Annotated in this window: 12 protein-coding genes; 10 read left to right on the forward strand and 2 right to left on the reverse strand. The window is 67.5% G+C overall.

Annotation, left to right across the window (positions count from 1 at the left end; translation table 11 throughout):
* Positions 1–53 precede the first annotated feature (53 nt).
* From BBSC_RS02120 to BBSC_RS02135, 4 genes are all read left to right on the forward strand, one after another.
* A complete protein-coding gene (locus BBSC_RS02120; RefSeq protein WP_033520006.1) occupies positions 54–2753 on the forward strand; it encodes a polyribonucleotide nucleotidyltransferase in 2700 nt (899 codons plus the stop codon).
* Between the two features lie 501 nt (positions 2754–3254).
* On the forward strand, positions 3255–3821 hold the full coding sequence (locus BBSC_RS02125) for a LemA family protein (protein WP_033520005.1): 567 nt from the start codon (positions 3255–3257) through the stop codon (positions 3819–3821).
* Positions 3822–3827: 6 nt separating this feature from the next.
* Positions 3828–6077 carry a DUF2207 domain-containing protein gene (locus BBSC_RS02130; RefSeq protein WP_033520004.1) on the forward strand — a complete coding sequence of 750 codons (2250 nt, stop codon included), beginning with the start codon at positions 3828–3830 and terminating at the stop codon, positions 6075–6077.
* A gap of 240 nt (positions 6078–6317) precedes the next feature.
* Positions 6318–7181, forward strand: a complete 864-nt coding sequence (locus tag BBSC_RS02135) for an aldo/keto reductase (RefSeq protein ID WP_033520053.1) — start codon at positions 6318–6320, stop codon at positions 7179–7181.
* Positions 7182–7302: 121 nt separating this feature from the next.
* Here BBSC_RS02135 and BBSC_RS02140 read toward each other — a convergent pair whose 3' ends face one another.
* Positions 7303–8781 carry an aminotransferase-like domain-containing protein gene (locus tag BBSC_RS02140; RefSeq protein WP_033520054.1) on the reverse strand — a complete coding sequence of 493 codons (1479 nt, stop codon included), beginning with the start codon at positions 8779–8781 and terminating at the stop codon, positions 7303–7305.
* Between the two features lie 272 nt (positions 8782–9053).
* Here BBSC_RS02140 and BBSC_RS02145 point away from each other — a divergent pair, with 272 nt between their 5' ends.
* Positions 9054–9713: a LysE/ArgO family amino acid transporter gene (locus BBSC_RS02145; protein WP_033520055.1), complete on the forward strand. Its 660-nt coding sequence runs from the start codon at positions 9054–9056 to the stop codon at positions 9711–9713.
* A 247-nt stretch (positions 9714–9960) separates the two neighbouring features.
* Here BBSC_RS02145 and BBSC_RS02150 read toward each other — a convergent pair whose 3' ends face one another.
* A complete protein-coding gene (locus BBSC_RS02150; protein WP_033516659.1) occupies positions 9961–11520 on the reverse strand; it encodes a peptidase U32 family protein in 1560 nt (519 codons plus the stop codon).
* A gap of 140 nt (positions 11521–11660) precedes the next feature.
* Here BBSC_RS02150 and BBSC_RS02155 point away from each other — a divergent pair, with 140 nt between their 5' ends.
* The 5 genes from BBSC_RS02155 (at position 11661) to BBSC_RS02175 (ending at position 17283) form a co-directional block, all read left to right on the forward strand.
* Positions 11661–12659 carry a polyphenol oxidase family protein gene (locus BBSC_RS02155; protein ID WP_033516681.1) on the forward strand — a complete coding sequence of 333 codons (999 nt, stop codon included), beginning with the start codon at positions 11661–11663 and terminating at the stop codon, positions 12657–12659.
* Between the two features lie 111 nt (positions 12660–12770).
* Positions 12771–13523, forward strand: coding sequence for an IspD/TarI family cytidylyltransferase (locus BBSC_RS02160; RefSeq protein WP_033516680.1), 753 nt, complete (start codon positions 12771–12773; stop codon positions 13521–13523).
* 27 nt (positions 13524–13550) lie between these two features.
* A complete protein-coding gene (locus BBSC_RS02165; RefSeq protein WP_033516657.1) occupies positions 13551–14231 on the forward strand; it encodes a pyroglutamyl-peptidase I in 681 nt (226 codons plus the stop codon).
* A 185-nt stretch (positions 14232–14416) separates the two neighbouring features.
* A complete protein-coding gene (locus BBSC_RS02170; protein WP_033516655.1) occupies positions 14417–15817 on the forward strand; it encodes a cell division protein in 1401 nt (466 codons plus the stop codon).
* A 119-nt stretch (positions 15818–15936) separates the two neighbouring features.
* Positions 15937–17283, forward strand: a complete 1347-nt coding sequence (locus BBSC_RS02175) for a C1 family peptidase (RefSeq protein WP_033516653.1) — start codon at positions 15937–15939, stop codon at positions 17281–17283.
* Positions 17284–17429: the final 146 nt, after the last annotated feature.

The raw sequence follows: 17429 nt of genomic DNA on the forward strand, positions 1-17429 counted from the left end.
GAGGACCGCCGATAGTAGGAATAGATAGAAAAACAGAACAAAGGAGGAACCCCATGGAGGGTCCCGAAATCAAGGCCGTGGAGGCCGTAATCGATAATGGTTCATTCGGAAAGCGTACGCTGCGCTTCGAAACCGGTCGTCTCGCCCAGCAGGCGGACGGCGCCGTCGCCGCCTACCTCGACGACGACTCGATGATCCTGTCCACCACCACCGCCGGCTCCAGCCCGAAGGAGAACTACGACTTCTTCCCGCTGACCGTCGACGTCGAAGAGAAGATGTACGCCGCCGGCAAGATCCCCGGCTCCTTCTTCCGCCGCGAGGGCCGCCCGTCGAGCGAGGCCATCCTCGCCTGCCGCATCATCGACCGCCCGCTGCGCCCGCTGTTCCCGCACACCCTGCGCAACGAGGTGCAGGTCGTGGAGACCGTGCTGTCCATCGACCCGGACGACGCCTATGACGTCATCGCGCTGAACGCGGCCTCCGCGTCCACGATGATCTCCGGTCTGCCGTTCTCCGGCCCGGTGTCCGGTGTCCGCCTGGCGCTCATCGACGGCCAGTGGGTCGCCTTCCCGCGCTGGAGCGAGCGCGAGCGCGCCGTGTTCGAGATCGTGGTCGCCGGCCGCGTGGTCGAGAACGGCGACGTCGCCATCGCCATGATCGAGGCCGGCGCCGGCAAGAACGCCTGGCACCTCATCTACGACGAGGGCCAGACCAAGCCGGACGAGGCCGTCGTGGCCCAGGGCCTCGAGGCCGCCAAGCCGTTCATCAAGGTGATCTGCGAGGCCCAGGACGAGCTCAAGAAGGTCGCCGCCAAGGAGACCAAGGAATTCCAGCTCTTCCCGGAGTACACCGACGAGCTGTACGCCCGCATCGACGAGATCGCGCACGCCGACCTCGACGAGGCCCTCTCCATCGCCGAGAAGCTGCCCCGCCAGGACCGCATCCACGAGATCAAGGAGCACGTGCGCGAGGTGCTCGCGAACGAGTTCACCGACATGGAGGCCGGCGAGAAGGAGAAGGAGCTCGGCAACGCGTTCAAGGAGCTGCAGCGCCAGATCGTGCGCCGCCGCATCCTCACCGAGGACTACCGCATCGACGGCCGCGGCCTCAAGGACATCCGCACCCTGTCCGCCGAGGTGGACATCGTGCCCCGCGTGCACGGCTCCGCCCTGTTCCAGCGCGGCGAGACCCAGATCCTGGGCGTCACCACGCTGAACATGCTCAAGATGGAGCAGCAGATCGACGCGCTGTCCGGCCCGCAGTCCAAGCGCTACATGCACAACTACGAGATGCCGCCGTACTCCACCGGCGAGACCGGCCGCGTCGGCTCCCCGAAGCGCCGCGAGATCGGCCACGGCGCCCTCGCCGAGAAGGCCATCGTGCCGGTGCTGCCGAGCCGCGAGGAGTTCCCGTACGCGATCCGACAGGTCTCCGAGGCCATCGGCTCCAACGGTTCCACCTCCATGGGCTCCGTGTGCGCCTCCACGCTGTCGCTGCTCGCCGCGGGCGTGCCGTTGAAGGCTCCGGTCGCGGGCATCGCGATGGGCTTGGTCTCCGGCGACGTCGACGGCCAGCACATCTTCAAGACCCTGACCGACATCCTGGGCGCCGAGGACGCGTTCGGCGACATGGACTTCAAGGTCGCCGGCACCGCCGAGTTCATCACCGCCCTGCAGCTCGACACCAAGCTCGACGGCATCCCGGCCGACATCCTGGCCGGCGCCCTGCAGCAGGCGCACGAGGCCCGCGCCACGATCCTCGACCTCATCAACGAGTGCATCGACGGCCCGGCCGAGATGAGCGAGTACGCCCCGCGCATCATCACCACCACCGTTCCGGTCGACAAGATCGGCGAGGTCATCGGGCCGAAGGGCAAGATGATCAACCAGATCCAGGAGGACACCGGCGCCGAGATCGCCATCGAGGATGACGGCACCGTGTTCATCTCCTCCGAGGGCGGCGAGGCGGCCGAGAAGGCCAAGGCCATCATCGACCAGATCGCCAACCCGCATGTGCCGGAAGCCGGCGAGACCTACAACGGCAAGGTCGTCAAGACCACGAGCTTCGGCGCCTTCGTCAACCTGACCCCGGGCACCGACGGCCTGCTGCACATCTCGCAGATCCGCAACCTCGCCAACGGCGAGCGCATCGACGCCGTCGAGGACGTGCTCAAGGAAGGCGACACCGTCGAGGTGGTCGTGCAGGGCGTCGACGACCGCGGCAAGATCAGCCTGGCGATCCCCGGTTTCGAGGATCAGGAGGCCGTTCCCGCCCGCGGCGGGCGTGACCGCGGCGAGCGTGGCGATCGCGATGACCGCCGCGGCGGCCGCGGCGGGCGTGACCGCCGTGACCGTGGCGATCGCGACGACCGCGGATACCGTGGCCGCCGTGACCGCGACGACCGCCATGACGACGATTTCGATGATCGTCCGCGTCGCCGTCGTTCCGATCGCGACTACGATGACGACCGTCACTCCGACCGTGACTACGATGATCGTCCGCGTCGCCGTCGTTCCGATCGCGACTACGACGATGACCGTCGCTCCGATCGCGACGATCGCGACGATCGTGACGACCGCCGCGCCTCGCGCGACGACCGCGACGATCGCCCGCGCCGTTCCTCCCGCCGCGACGACCGCAACCCGCGCTACGCTGCCGACGAGAACTACGACGAGTACCGCGCCGAGCGCGTCGAGCGCACGGAGCGCCCGCGCCGCCGCGTGCGCCGCGACTTCGATCCGTTCGAGGACTGACGTCCTCTCACGGATCCTTCGCGGCAAAGCCGCTCACTTCGCCTAGGGTAAGTCCACTGGACTTACCCTGTGATGGCTCAGCATTCGAGGACTGACAATAAGTTCATTGGCTCCCCTCTCTGAGGGGAGCTGGCCGCGAAGCGGTCTGAGGGGAGGATTCCCACGAACGCCTGGCAGCGAGCCATGTTGTTTTTCTCCCCTCAGCCGGCTACGCCGGCAGCTCCCCTCAGGGAGGGGAGCCGAGACTGAACGGGCTTGCGGCGAAGGCGGTTCGAGGACTGACATCCGCTGATCCTTTGACATGAGGGACAGCTCCCGATGGGGGCTGTCCCTCATTGCGTTTTGCGCCGTTGCGTTGCGCGCCGGTGAACGCCGGTGTACGCGTGCGTGTACACACATGCGCGCGGCTGCGTGTCGCTGGACTTCCGGCTCCGGTATCTGGAAGAATGACGAGTGATACATGATGGCGCATACAGGGGTAATCGAGCAAAGGAGCGAATCATGATCGCATTGATCGTCATTCTGGTCATCGTCGTGGCGCTGGTGCTGTGGGGCGTCGGCGCGTACAACGGGCTGGTCGTGCTGCGCAACCGGGTGAAGAACGGGTGGGCGCAGATCGACGTGCAGCTCAAGCAGCGCGCCGACCTGATCCCGAATCTCGTGGAGACGGTGAAGGGGTACGCGTCCCACGAGTCGCAGGTGTTCACGCAGGTGACCCAGGCCCGCGCCGGGGCCGTCGCCGCCGCGAACGACCCGAACGCCACCACGCAGCAGCGCGCGGCCGCCGAGAACGCGCTCTCCCGCGCCCTGGTCAACCTGCAGGCCACCGCGGAGGCGTACCCGCAGCTGCAGGCCAACCAGAACTTCATGGACCTGCAGGGCCAGCTCAAGGGCCTCGAGGAGAAGATCGCCTACGCGCGCCAGTTCTACAACGACGTGGTCATGAAGTACAACAACCGGATCGAGACCGTGCCGACGAACATCATCGCCGGTCTGTTCCACTTCGAGCAGGCACAGCCCTTCGCGGCCGACGAGGCGTCCCGCCAGGTGCCGCAGGTCAGGTTCTGACCTGCGATGAACGCGAAACGACTGATCTCCCGCGCGCTGCTGGCGCTGACGATCGCATTCATCGTGCTGGCGGGCGCGATCGGGTTTTCGTTGGTCGAGGGCAGCGCCGATCTGAGCTACCGCACGCTCGACTATGACGTCAACGTACAGGCCGACGGCCGCATGACGATCACGCAGCATATCGACATGCGTCTCAAGGACCGGTCCGACGACGACGGGGACCGCCCGTGGAAGCAGCTGTACCAGCAGTACACGATCAACGGCGTCAATCTGGCGAACATCACCGGCGTGAGCGTGAAGAACGTCACCACCGGCGAGACCTACACGCAATCCAGCCCGCAGAACCCGGCCGGCGTGAGCGACTCCGCATGGGACAGCGACTACGCCGGGCACTGGTACATGGCCGACGTGACCGCAAGCGCCGACGACCCGCAGCCCTTCGACCCGCGGACGGACGGATTCCCGATCCGCGGTTCCGGCGGCTCGGCGGCCGGTGAGAAGACCGTGGAGATCGGCTGGAACATCCCGGCCACGACCGAGGCCGACAGCCTCAAATTCGACGTGACGATGACCTTCGTCGGCGCGACGACCCTGTACCGGGACGTCGCCGCGTTCCAGTGGGAGCCGTTCGGCAAGCGCAATCCGATCCCGATCGGCACGCTGACGGGCACCGTGCGCTTCCCCAAGGGCATCGGCGCCGACGACTCGTGGGCGTGGCTGCACTATGAGGGCACCTCCGAAACGTCCCGCGGCGAGAACGGCTCGCTGCGCTTCACCGCCTACGACGTGCGCGCCGGCCAGTACTTCGACGTGGTCGCCGCCTACGACGCCGCCGTGGTGAAGGCGCCCGACGGCTGGAATGCGGACGATGCCGCCGGCGAGAGCGGGAACGACTGGATCCGCCGCGGCGACGGCGATCATCTGGCGACGCTGCAAAAGGACGAGAGCCGGCAGGAACGCCTGTGGCGCGACAACCAGCGGAACGCCGCCCGGATCCGGATCGCCGTATGGGTGGCCATCGCGGTGCTCGGCGTCGTCCTATGCGTGATCGCGGTGATCTTCGCCTTCCGCAGCTACCGGGACTCGCAGTACCACGGCGATATCGAGTACTGGCGCGATCCTCCCGACATGAGCCCGGCCGCCGCCGCGCAGCTCGCCGGCGTGCTGGACTGCTCCGTCGGGCCGCTCGCCGAGCGGCAGATGACCTCCACCATCCTGTCGCTCGCCTCGAAGCGCGCCATCGCCATCTATCCCGGCCCCTCGGAGATGTACCAGGGCATCGATATGAGCCGGGCCGATGCCGTGCGGCTCGCCGGCATGGCCGATGCCGACGACGGCCGCAAAACCGCGGCGAAGCGCACGAGCACGATCGTGATACTGCCCGCCGGCCTCGACGGCTCGACGGCCGCGGCGCTGTCGCTGAGCCGGAGCGAGGATGCGGCGCTGCGGCTGCTGCGCAAGATCTCCAAGCGGGTCGGCTCGCCGGTATTCGATCTGAAGCAGATGAAGAAGGCGTGCAAGAGCTGGAGCGACGGATACAAGGTGCTGGAACGGTACACCACCGCATGCTCGAACGAGTTCGCTCTGCTCGGCGCCACCTGCTCCGGGTCCGGGGGCGTGTCCATCGCCGGCAGCCTCGGCTGCGTGCTGGGGGCCATCGCCTCGTTCATGTTCGCGATACAGGGCAATATCGCCCTGTCCGCGGTGATCGGCTTCCCGATCACGGCCGTCGGCGTCTTCGCGCTGCTGTACGCGAAATACACGGTGCTGACCGAAGCCGGGCAGGAATATGCCGGCCAGGTGCACGGCCTGTACCGCTATCTGACCGATTTCAGCGATTTCTCCGACCGCGGCGCCGCCGATCTGCTGCTTTGGGACCGCTATCTGGTGTACGCGGCCGCATTCGGCATCTCCGAGCGCGTGCTCAAGGAACTGGCCAAGGCCTATCCGCAGATCGCCGACCCCGACTGGCTCGATGCGAACGCCTCGCAGTCGCTGCTGTACTGGAGCTATCGCCCCTACCGCTGGTACGGCTATGGCTCCGCCGTCGGCGGCGCCGCGAACGCCCCCTTCGATCCGGGCGCGTTCAGCGCGAACGTCGGCGATATCGGCGCCCAGCTCAACGCCGGATTCGCCGACATCAGCAGCACCATCCAGGCGGCGGCGCCCTCGTCGGTGTCGGGCGGCTCCTTCTCCGGCGGCGGGTTCGGCGGATCGTCCGGCGGTTCGGGCGGCGGCTCCTTCGGCGGCCGCTGAGCGCCGGGCGCGGTCGGTGATCGCAACGCGACCGATATTCGTTTTCCTTGTATGCTGCCGGACTTGCCGTGGATGGTCATGCCCCCGCTGGCGGGGGCTGTCGGCAAAACCGACTGGGGTGGCCGAGCGGTATACCAGTGACGATTACCGGGCGCGGCGTGCCGTGCGTGGCGTATCGTGGAAGTGCATCCACAACCATCCGCGTATCGGCGATGCGCGCGATCAACAAAGGAGCTTCACATGGTGCTGCACCGCAATCTCGGCCCGTTCGACACGACCGCCATCGGTCTTGGCGAAATGCCGCTGACCATCGAGAACAATCTCGGCCACGACAAGGGCATCGAAACGATCCATGCCGCGCTCGACGCCGGCTGCCGCCACGTCGATACCGCATGGGCGTACTACTGCTCGGGCGGTGAGGAGCAGACCGGCGAGAAGCTGGTGCGCGAGGCGCTCGCCAGCTGGAAGGGTCCGCGCGAGGAGGTGACCGTGGCCACCAAGGTCGGCCACTTCCGCAACTTCACCGACGGCAAGCCGACCTGGGACGTGGACGGCCGCCCGGAGAGCCTGATCAGCCGCGCCAAGGAGAGCGCGCTCGCGCTCGGCGTCGACACCATCGACCTGCTCTACTTCCACCGCCCCGACCCGAAGGTGCCGTACAACGAGTCCGTCGAGGCGATCAAGCAGCTCGTCGACGAGGGCGTGGCGCAGGAGGCCGGCGTGTCCAACGCCTCGGTCGAGCAGATCGACATCGCGCGCGGCATTCTCGGCGACAAGCTGATCGCCGTGCAGAACCAGTACTCGCCGATCTACCTCGACACCGCCGACACGCTCGCCTACACGGCCAAGCTCGGCCTCAGCTTCGTGTGCTGGAGCCCGCTCGGCGGCTTCCGCAAGCCCAAGGACGAGAGCCGCTTCGACCCGTTCCGCGAGGTCGCCGCCGCGCACGGCGTGAGCTACCAGCAGGTCGTGCTCGCCTGGGAGCTGGCCAAGGGCGACCACGTCTTCGTGATCCCCGGCGCCCACCGCCCCGCCACGATCCTCGACAGCCTCAAAGCCGGCGATCTCGAGCTCAGCGAAGAGGACCTCGCTACGCTCGGCTGATTTCCTAGCTCGCCGTCGCTTGTTCCTTGGGAAGGGCGTGTGATTGGCATGCCCCCGCCAGCGGGGGCATGCCCATTTCGGTGTGGCAGCGCTACGGCAAACGAACCTGCAACGCACCCCGCTAGCCGTGGGCGCGCACGTCGCGCACGGCGCCGGCTAGCACGTCCACGGCGGCGGCGAATTCCTCCGGCGTGGTGTACGAGTAGCTCAGTCGCAGCGAATTGTCGCCTTCGAAATCGTAGATGTCGCCCGGGTTGAGCAGCACCCCGCGCTCCAGCGTCGTCTGGAAGAGCTTGCCGATGCGCAGCGGCTGGTCGAAGGTCAGCCAGATATAGAATCCGCCCTCGGGCGTGATCCAATGCGCTTGGCCGGCGAACCGCCGCTCCAGCGTCTCCAGCGCCGCGTCGCGCCGCCGCCGCAGTTCCCTCTTGAGCCCGACCAGGTACTCGTCGTAGAGCCCGCTGGTCAGGAACCGCGTGTACACCCACTGGCTGAGCACGCTCGCGCCGTAGTCCATCTGCATCTTCACGTCGGCCAGCCGCTGCACGATCGGCTCGCTGGCCACCAGCCAGCCGATGCGCAGCCCCGGCGACAGCGCCTTCGACGCGCTGCCCAGCGTGATGACCATGCCGGTCTTGTCCAGCGTCTTCAACGGCGTGGGCGTCGGCCCGTCGAAGTACAGGTCCTGATAGGCGTTGTCCTCGATGATCGGCAGGCGGTTCGCCACGCAGCACGCGATCAGCTCATGCCGGCGGGCGTCCCGCATGGTGATGCCGGTCGGGTTGTGGTTCGTCGGAATCGTATACAGCACGGCGTCGCTGCCGCCGCGTTGCGCGCGCAGCGCGCGCTCCAGCGCATCGACGCGCAGCCCGTCGCCGTCCATCGGCACGCCGGACAGGCGCATGCCGGCCGACTGGAACACCTGTAGCGACTTGATGTAGCTCGGGGCCTCGGCGAAGACGGTCGACCCGTTCGACAGCAGGCTGACCGAAATCATCTGCAGCGCCTGCAGCGCCCCGGACGTGATGAGCACCTGCGAGGGCGTGCACGCTACGCCGGTGCGGCACATATGCTCGGCGATGGCCTCGCGCAGCGCGGGCATGCCGGCCGGCGGCGGGTAGCCGAGCGAGTCGATCTCGCGCGAGGCCTCGCCCAGCACCCGCCGCCACATGTCCCGGGGGAACAGCCTCGGGTCGAGTTCGCCGGTGCCGAGGCGGGAGATGTCAGGCGCGAATTCCATGCGGTTGATGGTCTGGATCGTGGCGTTGTTCGCCTCGAAGAACCCGGAGGAGACGTAATCGGCCCAGTCCGGCGCGCCCGGCAGCATCAGCGACCACGTATTGCTCACGATCCGGGTTCCGGCGCCGTGCATGCCCTCGACGATGCCGTAGTCGGCCAGCTCGGTGATCGCCGCGATCACCGTCGACCGGTTGACCCCGAAACTCTCGGACATGGCCCGCTGCGAGGGCAGCCGAGAGCCGATCGGCCACGCGCCGCTGGACACCTGCCGGCACATATAGTCCACGATCTGCTCGGTGACCGGGACGTTCGAGGTACGGTCGGGCTGCCAGTCGATGGTCAGCGGGGCGATGCGTGCCATGGATCCTCCTTTGCGGATGATGCCGGAATCGGCTGGTCCGTGGGCGGGTTGGTTGGTTTTGGTTGAGTGGATGGCTCACTGTTTGGCTGGTTGTAGATTATAGCGCGATTCATAGAATAATACATGCAAGCGTTGAGAGGCGCTGAATTATTGGGAAAACACTCTTCCTTGGCGAATCCATTTGGTTGATTTGGCTGGTTGTATTGTGGTCAACCAAACTGGATTGGTGGATGGATGGGAGGAGGCGTGCGAGAGGAAAGGTGGGAATCAGCATGGGCTTTTATCTGCAGGGATTGACGATGGGTTTGGCGTACGTGGCGCCGATCGGCATGCAGAATCTGTTCGTCATCAATTCGGCGTTGACCAAAACGCGCCGCAGGGCGCTGCTGACCGCCGTCATCGTCACGCTGTTCGACATCGTGCTGTCGCTGTCATGCTTCTTCGGCATCGGCGCGCTGATGCAGCGCTACGAGTGGCTGCAGCTCGGCGTGCTTGCGGTCGGCGGCATCGTCGTGATCCGCATCGGACTCGGACTGGTGTTCCCCAAGCTGTTCGAGCGCGGCGCGTCGAAGGACGGCGATGACGCCGCGGCCGCCGCCCGGCAGCGCCATATCGACTCCGGGGACGCCGGCCTGGCGAAGACCGTCACCACCGCATGCGTGGTGACCTGGTTCAACCCTCAGGCGATCATCGACGGCACGCTGATGCTCGGCGCGTTCAGCGCCACGCTCACCGCGTCGCAGTCCTCGCCGTTCATCATCGGCGTCGAAACCGCATCCGTGATCTGGTTCGTCGGCCTGACGCTGGTCATCTCGGCCTTCAGCCACAAGTTCAGCCCCAAGGTCATCGAGGTGCTCAACAAGGTCTGCGGCGGCGTCATCATCGCCTACGGCATCAAGCTCCTTGCGGAGTTCGCGCTCGCCATGATCTGACGGTCCTAGTCGAGCTCCCCTCCATGAGGGGAGCTGTCGGCGCAGCCGACTGAGGGGAGAATGCGCGAATCGGCTTAATACCAGGTGTTCGTGGTAATGCTCCCCTCAGTCCGCTTTGCGGCCAGCTCGTCCGCAATCAAGGACGGCCTTACGGCCGCAGTCTTATCCGCTCACTGTCGTTCGCCTTCGCCTACAAACAGCTCCGCTGTTTGCTTCACGGCTCAGCCTCCATGAGGGGAGCCCGTCGCTAGGCGGCTTTGAGCGTGGGGTGCTTGGTGCGCGAGCGGATCGCGGCGTTGACCGGCACCTGGTGCGGGCAGGGCATGGAGAACACATGCGCCGGATTGTTGATCGCGGCGACCGGATTGCCCTCGCCGTCGCGCAGCTGCCCGGGCACCACGTAGGTCATCGGTTCGCGCCCCGGTATCAGGAATTCGATCTCCTGGCCCGGCTCGATCTTGTTGCGGCTCATGAGGGTCACGCGCCCGCCCTCGTCGGGCGTCCAGCCGAGGGTCTCGCCGACGACCAGCCACGAGCGGAAGTAGGCGGAACGGTCGGTGTTCTGCACCGCGTGCCGCTGCGGGTAGTAGAAGCCGGTCGAATAGTCGCGGTGCGCCACCTTGTACGGCTCCTCCTTCAGCCATGCGGCCAGTTCGACGTGCGGGGCCGGCACGACACGGGCGTGCCGCCAGTGCCGGCCGCCCTCGCCCTGCTTCGACCCGTTGCCGTCGCCGCCGTTGTCTTCGTCGTTGCCATCGTCGTCCGGGACGGCCAGATCGGGCACGCCGGAGAAGGCCTCGTCGGCGTGCGCGAGTATGTCGTCCGCGGTCGCGTCGCCGTTCCCGGCGGCCGCGTCCAGACGGGCCAGCTCCTCGGCCAGATCGCCGGGCAGCGGCCGGCCGGGGCGGATCACCCGGTCGTGGAACGCCTTGAGCGGCGTGCCGTCGGCGTCCTCGAAGCCGCGCTGGACCATGTACTCGTCGACCGCCATCTTGTAGGCGTTGGCCATCGCGGCGATGTAGTACGCGCTTTTGGCGCGCCCCTCGATCTTGAGGCTGGTGGCGCCCGAGTCGATCAGGTCGTCCAGATGCTCCATCATGCACATGTCCTGCGAGTTGAACAGGTAGGTGCCCTCCCTGGTCTCCTCCAGCGGGAACACCTGCCCCGGGCGCTTTTCCTCGACCAGCGAATATTTCCAGCGGCAGGGCTGCGCGCACTCGCCGTGGTTGCCGTCGCGGCCGGTCAGATAGTTGGAGATCAGGCACCGCCCGGAGAACGCCATGCACATCGAACCGTGCACGAAGCACTCCACGTCCATGTCGTCGGGGATGTTCGCGCGGATATCGCGCACGGCCTGCAGGTCGAGCTCCCGGGCGAGCACGACGCGGCGCGCGCCCAGCTCGTACAGCGCGTTCGCGGCCAGGTAATTGGTGACGCCGGCCTGCGTGGAGACGTGCAGCTCCAGCTCGGGGGCGATGCGGTGGGCGGCCATGAGCACGCCGATGTCGGTGACGATCAGCGCGTCGACCCCGGTGTCCTTCAGCTGGCCGATATACGCGCACATGTCCTCGACCTCGCCGTTGCGGGGCAGGATGTTGCAGGTCACGTACACGCGGGCGCCGCGTTCGTGGGCGTAGCGCGAGCCCTCCTCGAAGTCCTCGAGGCTCAGGTTCTTGGGCGCGCTGCGCATGCCGAAGGCCTTGCCTCCGCAGTAGACGGCGTCGGCACCGAAGTCGACGGCGGTCTTCAGGCCGCGCAGGTTGCCGGCTGGAGCCAGCACTTCGGGCTTGCGGCGGCGGGGGATCATGGGGATGCTTGATTCGTTGGACACCATCCCAGTGTAAGCGGACGGCACAACAGCCCCCGTTGGCGGCCGGGCGCGCGGATCGTCCAGCTCCGGAAGCACGCCGCTCGCCGGACGGAACGGCATCGCCTAGGATGGTGGCCATGAGCAATGAGCGATACGACGACGAGATCCTGGACAGCAACGAGATCAGCCCGACCGACGCGGACGGCAATCCGATCCCGGTGACCATCCCCATCATGCTGGCCCCCGGCGTCAAGGTCGTCTACACCACGCGCCTCGGCGGCGTGAGCGCCGGCGGCTACGGCAACTGCAACCTCGGAGGCAAGGGCGGCGACGACCCGTCGCGCGTCCTTGCCAACCGCACGGCGCTCGCCAAGGCGATCGGCTGCGACATGTCCCTGATCAGCCAGGTGCATTCCGGCGTCGCCGTGGACGTCGACGAGCTGTGGGAGCCCGGGGCGGAACCCGGCACCCCGTACGGATTCGACGCGTCGGGCACGCCGGTCGACGGCGCCGCGGCCACGGTCGAGGCCGACGGCCAGGTCACCTCGCGCGCCGGCCTCGCGCTCGGCATGTTCGCCGCCGACTGCCTGCCGGTGCTGATGGCCGATCCGGCCGCCGGCGTGATCGGCGCGGCGCACTGCGGCCGCCGCGGGCTGGAGCGGGGCGTGATCGGCGCCACGGTCGAGGCGATGGTCGCCAAAGGCGCGGCTCCCGAACGCATCGTCGCCACGCTCGGGCCGTGCATCTGCGGCGACTGCTATGAGGTCGGCGGCGACATCGCCGACGCGTTCGACGCGCGTTTCCCCGGCACCTTCACGCTGAGCCGTTTCGGACAGCCCGGCATCGACATCGCCGCGGCGGCGCTGCAGGAGCTGCAGGCGGCCGGCGTGCCCATGGACAGCGTCGTCGCCTCCCGCCCGCGCGTGGCCGCGGCAACGCAGTACCTGTCCGAGGACGGCGAACTGGCGGCCCTGTGCGCGTCGGACGGCGAGGGGCCGGCCCTGCCGGAGCGGTTCGCGGCGGTGCGCCACAGCATGTGCACGCTGGAGAATCCGCTCTGGTACTCGCACCGGCGCGCCGCGCTCGCCGGCAAGGCCCACGAAGGCCGCCTGCTCGCGCTGATCGTGCGGGAATAGGCGGTATTGCTGGCTTCGCGACCCGTCGGCCTGGCCGCCGGGCGCGTACATTCGGTGCAGACCGGTGTGGCGTGGATCACGCCGGCTGCGGATAAGGTTACGGTGGAACGTATGAGTCAGAGAGAATCACAGGAATCGACGCCCCAGAACGTGCCGGTTGTGGCGGTGGTGCTCGCCGCGGGCTTCGGCACGCGGTTCGACCCGAGCAGCCCCAAGCAGCTGGTGTCCGTCATGGGCAAGCCGATCGTCTGCTGGAGCATCGAGGCGTTCGAGAACAACCCGCGCGTCACCGACACCATCGTCGTCGTCAACCCCCAGGTCCGCCACGCCGTGGAGCGCCTGATCGACGATGCCGGCTACCCGAAGGTGCGCATGGTGATCGACGGCGGCGCGGAGCGCGTCGACAGCACCGCATGCGCGCTGGACGCGCTCGCTGCGGCGGGCATTCCGCCCATCGCGAAAGTGCTGATCCATGACGCGGTGCGCCCGTTCGTGGCGCAGTCGTCGATCGACGGCTGCATCGACGCGCTCGACCAGTTCACCGCGGCGACCGTGGCGTACGCCTCCACCGACACGATGCTGCTCACCGAGGATCTGGGCGAGCGCAAGGTGATCGCCTCCGTGCCCGACAGGGCGAACATGTTCCGCGCGCAGACGCCCCAGGCGTTCCGCTTCGCCGTGATCCGCCGCGCCTACGAGCTGGCGGCGTCGGACCCGGATTTCCACCCGACCGACGACACCCGCGTGGTGGTCGACTACCTGCCGGACGAGCCGGTCGCGATCGTCTCCGGGTCGGAGACCAACATGAAGATCACCACGCAGGAGGACCTGCCGATCGCAGAACGCATCGCGTCCACGCTGTAGCGTTGCGGGCCCGCTAGACTGGATGTCATGCAGCAGTTCAATGTGGTGATCTCCGGTTTCGAGCGGTACCCGGGCGTCGAGGTCAATCCGGCCGTCGAGGTGCCGCGCGCGCTCGCCGAACAGGGGCTGGGCGCCGTGGCCGGCGATTTCGAGGACCCGCTCGCCGATGTGCGGGTCAACATCCATGCGGTGAGCCTGCCGATCAGCTTCGCCAACGCGTGGCCGGCGCTGCGCGACGCCATCGAGGCCGCGCGCCCCGACATCGTCATCGCCACGGGGCTGAAGCACGACGCCCGCGGCGTGATGCTGGAGCGCTGCGCCACGAATCTCATGGACGCGGCGAAGCCGGACGCCGACAACGCGACGCCGCGCCGCGTGCCGATCGACCCGTCCGGGCCGGCCGCGTACTGGACCAGGCTGCCGCTGCGCTCGATCCTCGCCGATTTCACGCGGGACGGCATCCCGTCCACGCTCAGCTCCGACGCCGGCACCTTCGTGTGCAACTCGCTGTTCTACAGCCTGCTCAACTGGACGGCGACGCAGGACCATGTGCTCAGCGGTTTCGTGAGTTTCCCGCCGGTGTGCGAGGACCGCAAGGCGCAGCGCGGTCTGCCGCTGAGCCAGCTGGTGGCGGCCGGCCGCGACGTGGTGCGCGAGACCGTGCGCTACCACCGCAGCCCCTCGTCGGGCGAGATCCTGATCGCGTGAGGCGATGCCCCCCTATCGAGTGCCTTCCGGCCCCTGCGCGGCCGGCGGCGACACGCGCCCAGTTGTGTCTTCTGTGATGATGCGCCGTGCCCGGCGATATGCGCCCTTTGATACGATAAAGTGCGGTTTATGGGCGCCCCTAAATCGGGGCTCGGGGTGTCGAAAGACGGTGAAAGGACAAGGATATGGTGGATCGTTTCCCCATCGTGTTGCGCGGATACGACAAGGACAAGGTCGACGAGGCGTTCAGTACGGCGCAGGATACGCTGGTGTCGCTGCGCGACCAGATCAAGCAGGACGATGATCGGATCCTTCAGCTGCAGGCGGAGCTGCAGGAGGAGCGCAGCAAGAAGGGCAATCAGGGCAATTCGTTCGCTTCGCTCGGAGCGAACGCCCAGCAGATGCTCGCCTCCGCGGAGCAGACCAGCACCGAGCTGCTGGCCCGCGCCAAGCAGGACGCGGCGTCCACGCGCTCGAACGCGCAGGCCCAGGCCGAGACGCTGATCAACAACGCGAAGCTGGACGCGCAGCACATCGTCGCTGATGCCACCGCGAAGGCCAAGGCGGCCACCGACAAGGCGAACGAGACCGCGCAGACCATCATCACGTCCGCGCAGGAGGACGCCGCCCAGCTGCGTTCCGAAACCGCCAAGACCGTGTCGGAGCAGCGCCAGACCACCGAGCTGGAGCTGAACAACTCCCGCGAGGAGCACGTCAAGCGCATGTCCTCCGAAAAGGCCATGCAGGATCGCAAGATCGCCGACATGAAGGCCGAGGCCACCCAGCAGATCGCCGCGCAGCGCAAGGCCGCCAACGAGGAGATCTCCCGTCTCAAGAGCGAGACCAGCGACCAGATCGAGGCCGCGCTGGCCGAGGCGAACAAGAAGCTGGCCGACGTGCGCGAGCAGGTGTCCAAGATGCTCACCGACGCGCAGCGCAAGGCCGGCGAGATCACCGACGCCGCCACCGCGAAGGCGCAGGAGATCACCGACGACGCGGAAGTGCGCCGCACGCAGACCATGAGCCAGGTGAACGCCGAGGTCGAGCAGATCCGCGCCGACATCGCCGCCCAGCAGGACGAGGCCACGAAGAAGGTCAACGAGCTGCTCGACCATCTCGAGGAGCGCCGCCAGGCCGCCAAGCAGGAGGCCGACGAGCTGATCGGCCAGGCCAAGACCGTGCGCGAGGACGCCGACGACTATGCGGCCGACAAGCGCCAGGCCGCCGAGGCCCAGGCCGCCGAGATCGTGCGCAAGGCCGGCGAGACCGCCGCGGCGCAGGTCGAGGAGCGCCGCCAGGCCGCCAAGGCGGAACTGGACGAGCTGCAGCACCACATCAGCGAGCTGCAGCAGCGCGAATCGACGATCACGCAGCGCGTGTCCGAGCTGCGCGCGATGTTCTCCAACGCGTTCGCCGGCTTCGGCGCGTTCGCCGGCGCGCCCGATGCGGGGCTCCCGGTGGCCAACGCGGTCGACGGCGAGACCCCCCGGCCGCAGGAGCCCGTGGAAGGCGCCGCGCACGGCGGTTCGTCCGACGAGGAGGAGCCCTCGGGCCAGCAGTCCGCGAATGGCGATCAGGCCGAGTAGACTGGAGCCTGTTTGATATCCACGGCACCCCGTTTCCGTTTGGAGGCGGGGTGCCGTGGGGGTTGTGCCGGCCCTGCGGCGCAAGCGTCCGCAAGGCCACCGAGTTCAAAGGAGCATATATGAGCGACATCACCACGCTGGAACCGCAGGCCCTTGCCTCGCTGCGCGAGCAGTTCGATGCGAGCGACGCCAACCGTCTTGCCATGAACGCCGTTACGGCGGCCGGCATCGACAAGGTGGCCCGCAACTATGACCGCGCGCGCCTGCTGCAGCGCCGATTCTCCACCACCGTCGACAACGGCGAGGTGACCCATCAGGACCGTTCCGGCCGTTGCTGGCTGTTCAGTTCGCTGAACGTCGCCCGCTTCGTCGCCAAGCAGAACATGGGTCTCAAGGAGTTCGAGTTCTCCCAGAACTACGCGATGTACTACGACAAGCTGGAGCGCGTCAACTACTTCCTCAAGGACGTGGCCGCGCTGGTCGAGGCCGGCGAGTCCGCCGACTCCCGCCTGGTGCAGCACCTGCTCGCCGACGTGATGGGCGACGGCGGCCAGTGGACGATGGCGATGAACGTCTACAAGAAGTACGGCGCCGTGCCGAAGGACCTGTTCCCGGAGACCGAGTCGTCCAAGGACACCGGCCGCATGAACACGCAGCTGCGCCGCATGCTGCACACCGCCGTGGCGCACCTGTACGCCGCAGCCGGCGATCCGGCCAAGACCGAGCAGGTCATCGCCGAGGCCACCGCCGCCGGCCACCGCATCCTGACGATCCACCTTGGCGAGCCGCCGGTCTCCTTCGACTGGGAGTGGACCGACAAGGACGGCGAGTTCCACCGCGACGGCGAGATCACGCCGGTCGAGTTCTGGAAGAAGTACGTTGGCTCCGCCGACCTCGAGAGCTACGTCTGCCTCGTGGACGACCCGCGCGCCGAGCACGCCAAGGGCAAGAAGATCGGCATCGAGCACTTGGGCAACGTGGCCGGCGGCGACGCCACCGAGTACCTCAACGTGCCGAACCAGTTCATGAAGGACTGCGTGCGCACGATCCTGCAGGAGCAGGGCATTCCGGTGTGGTTCGGCGCGGACTGCGGCCCGTTCATGGACCGCGAGTCCGGTGCCTGGGCCACCGACCTGTTCGAGTACGGCAAGGTCTACGACGTGGACTTCGATCTGGACAAGGAAGCGCGCGTGCGCTTCGGCGATTCCGCGATGAACCACGCGATGGCGTTCGTCGGCGTGGACGTCGCCGATGACGGCACCACCACCCGCCGCTGGCGCGTGGAGAACTCCTGGGGCGACAAGATCGCCGACAAGGGCTACTTCACGATGAGCGACGACTGGTTCACCGAGTACGTCTACGAGGTCGCCGTCCCCAAGGCGATGCTCCCCGCCGAGTACCAGGCCGCCCTCGAAGAGCCCGCCACCATGCTCCCGGCATGGGATCCGATGGGCGCTTTGGCCTGATAGCGCGCGAAGCGCGCGCCGGCCGATAGGCCGGCCTCTCGCCTTAACGGCTCAGCGCGCAGCTGGCAAGCTGCGCGGAATGCCGAAGGTAATGCTGGGCCTCGCCGCAGGCGAGTCCATAATTGCAGATGCATTGGCCTGATAGC

Source organism: Bifidobacterium scardovii JCM 12489 = DSM 13734 (genome assembly GCF_001042635.1).
In the GTDB taxonomy this organism is placed as follows: Bacteria; Actinomycetota; Actinomycetes; order Actinomycetales; family Bifidobacteriaceae; genus Bifidobacterium; species Bifidobacterium scardovii.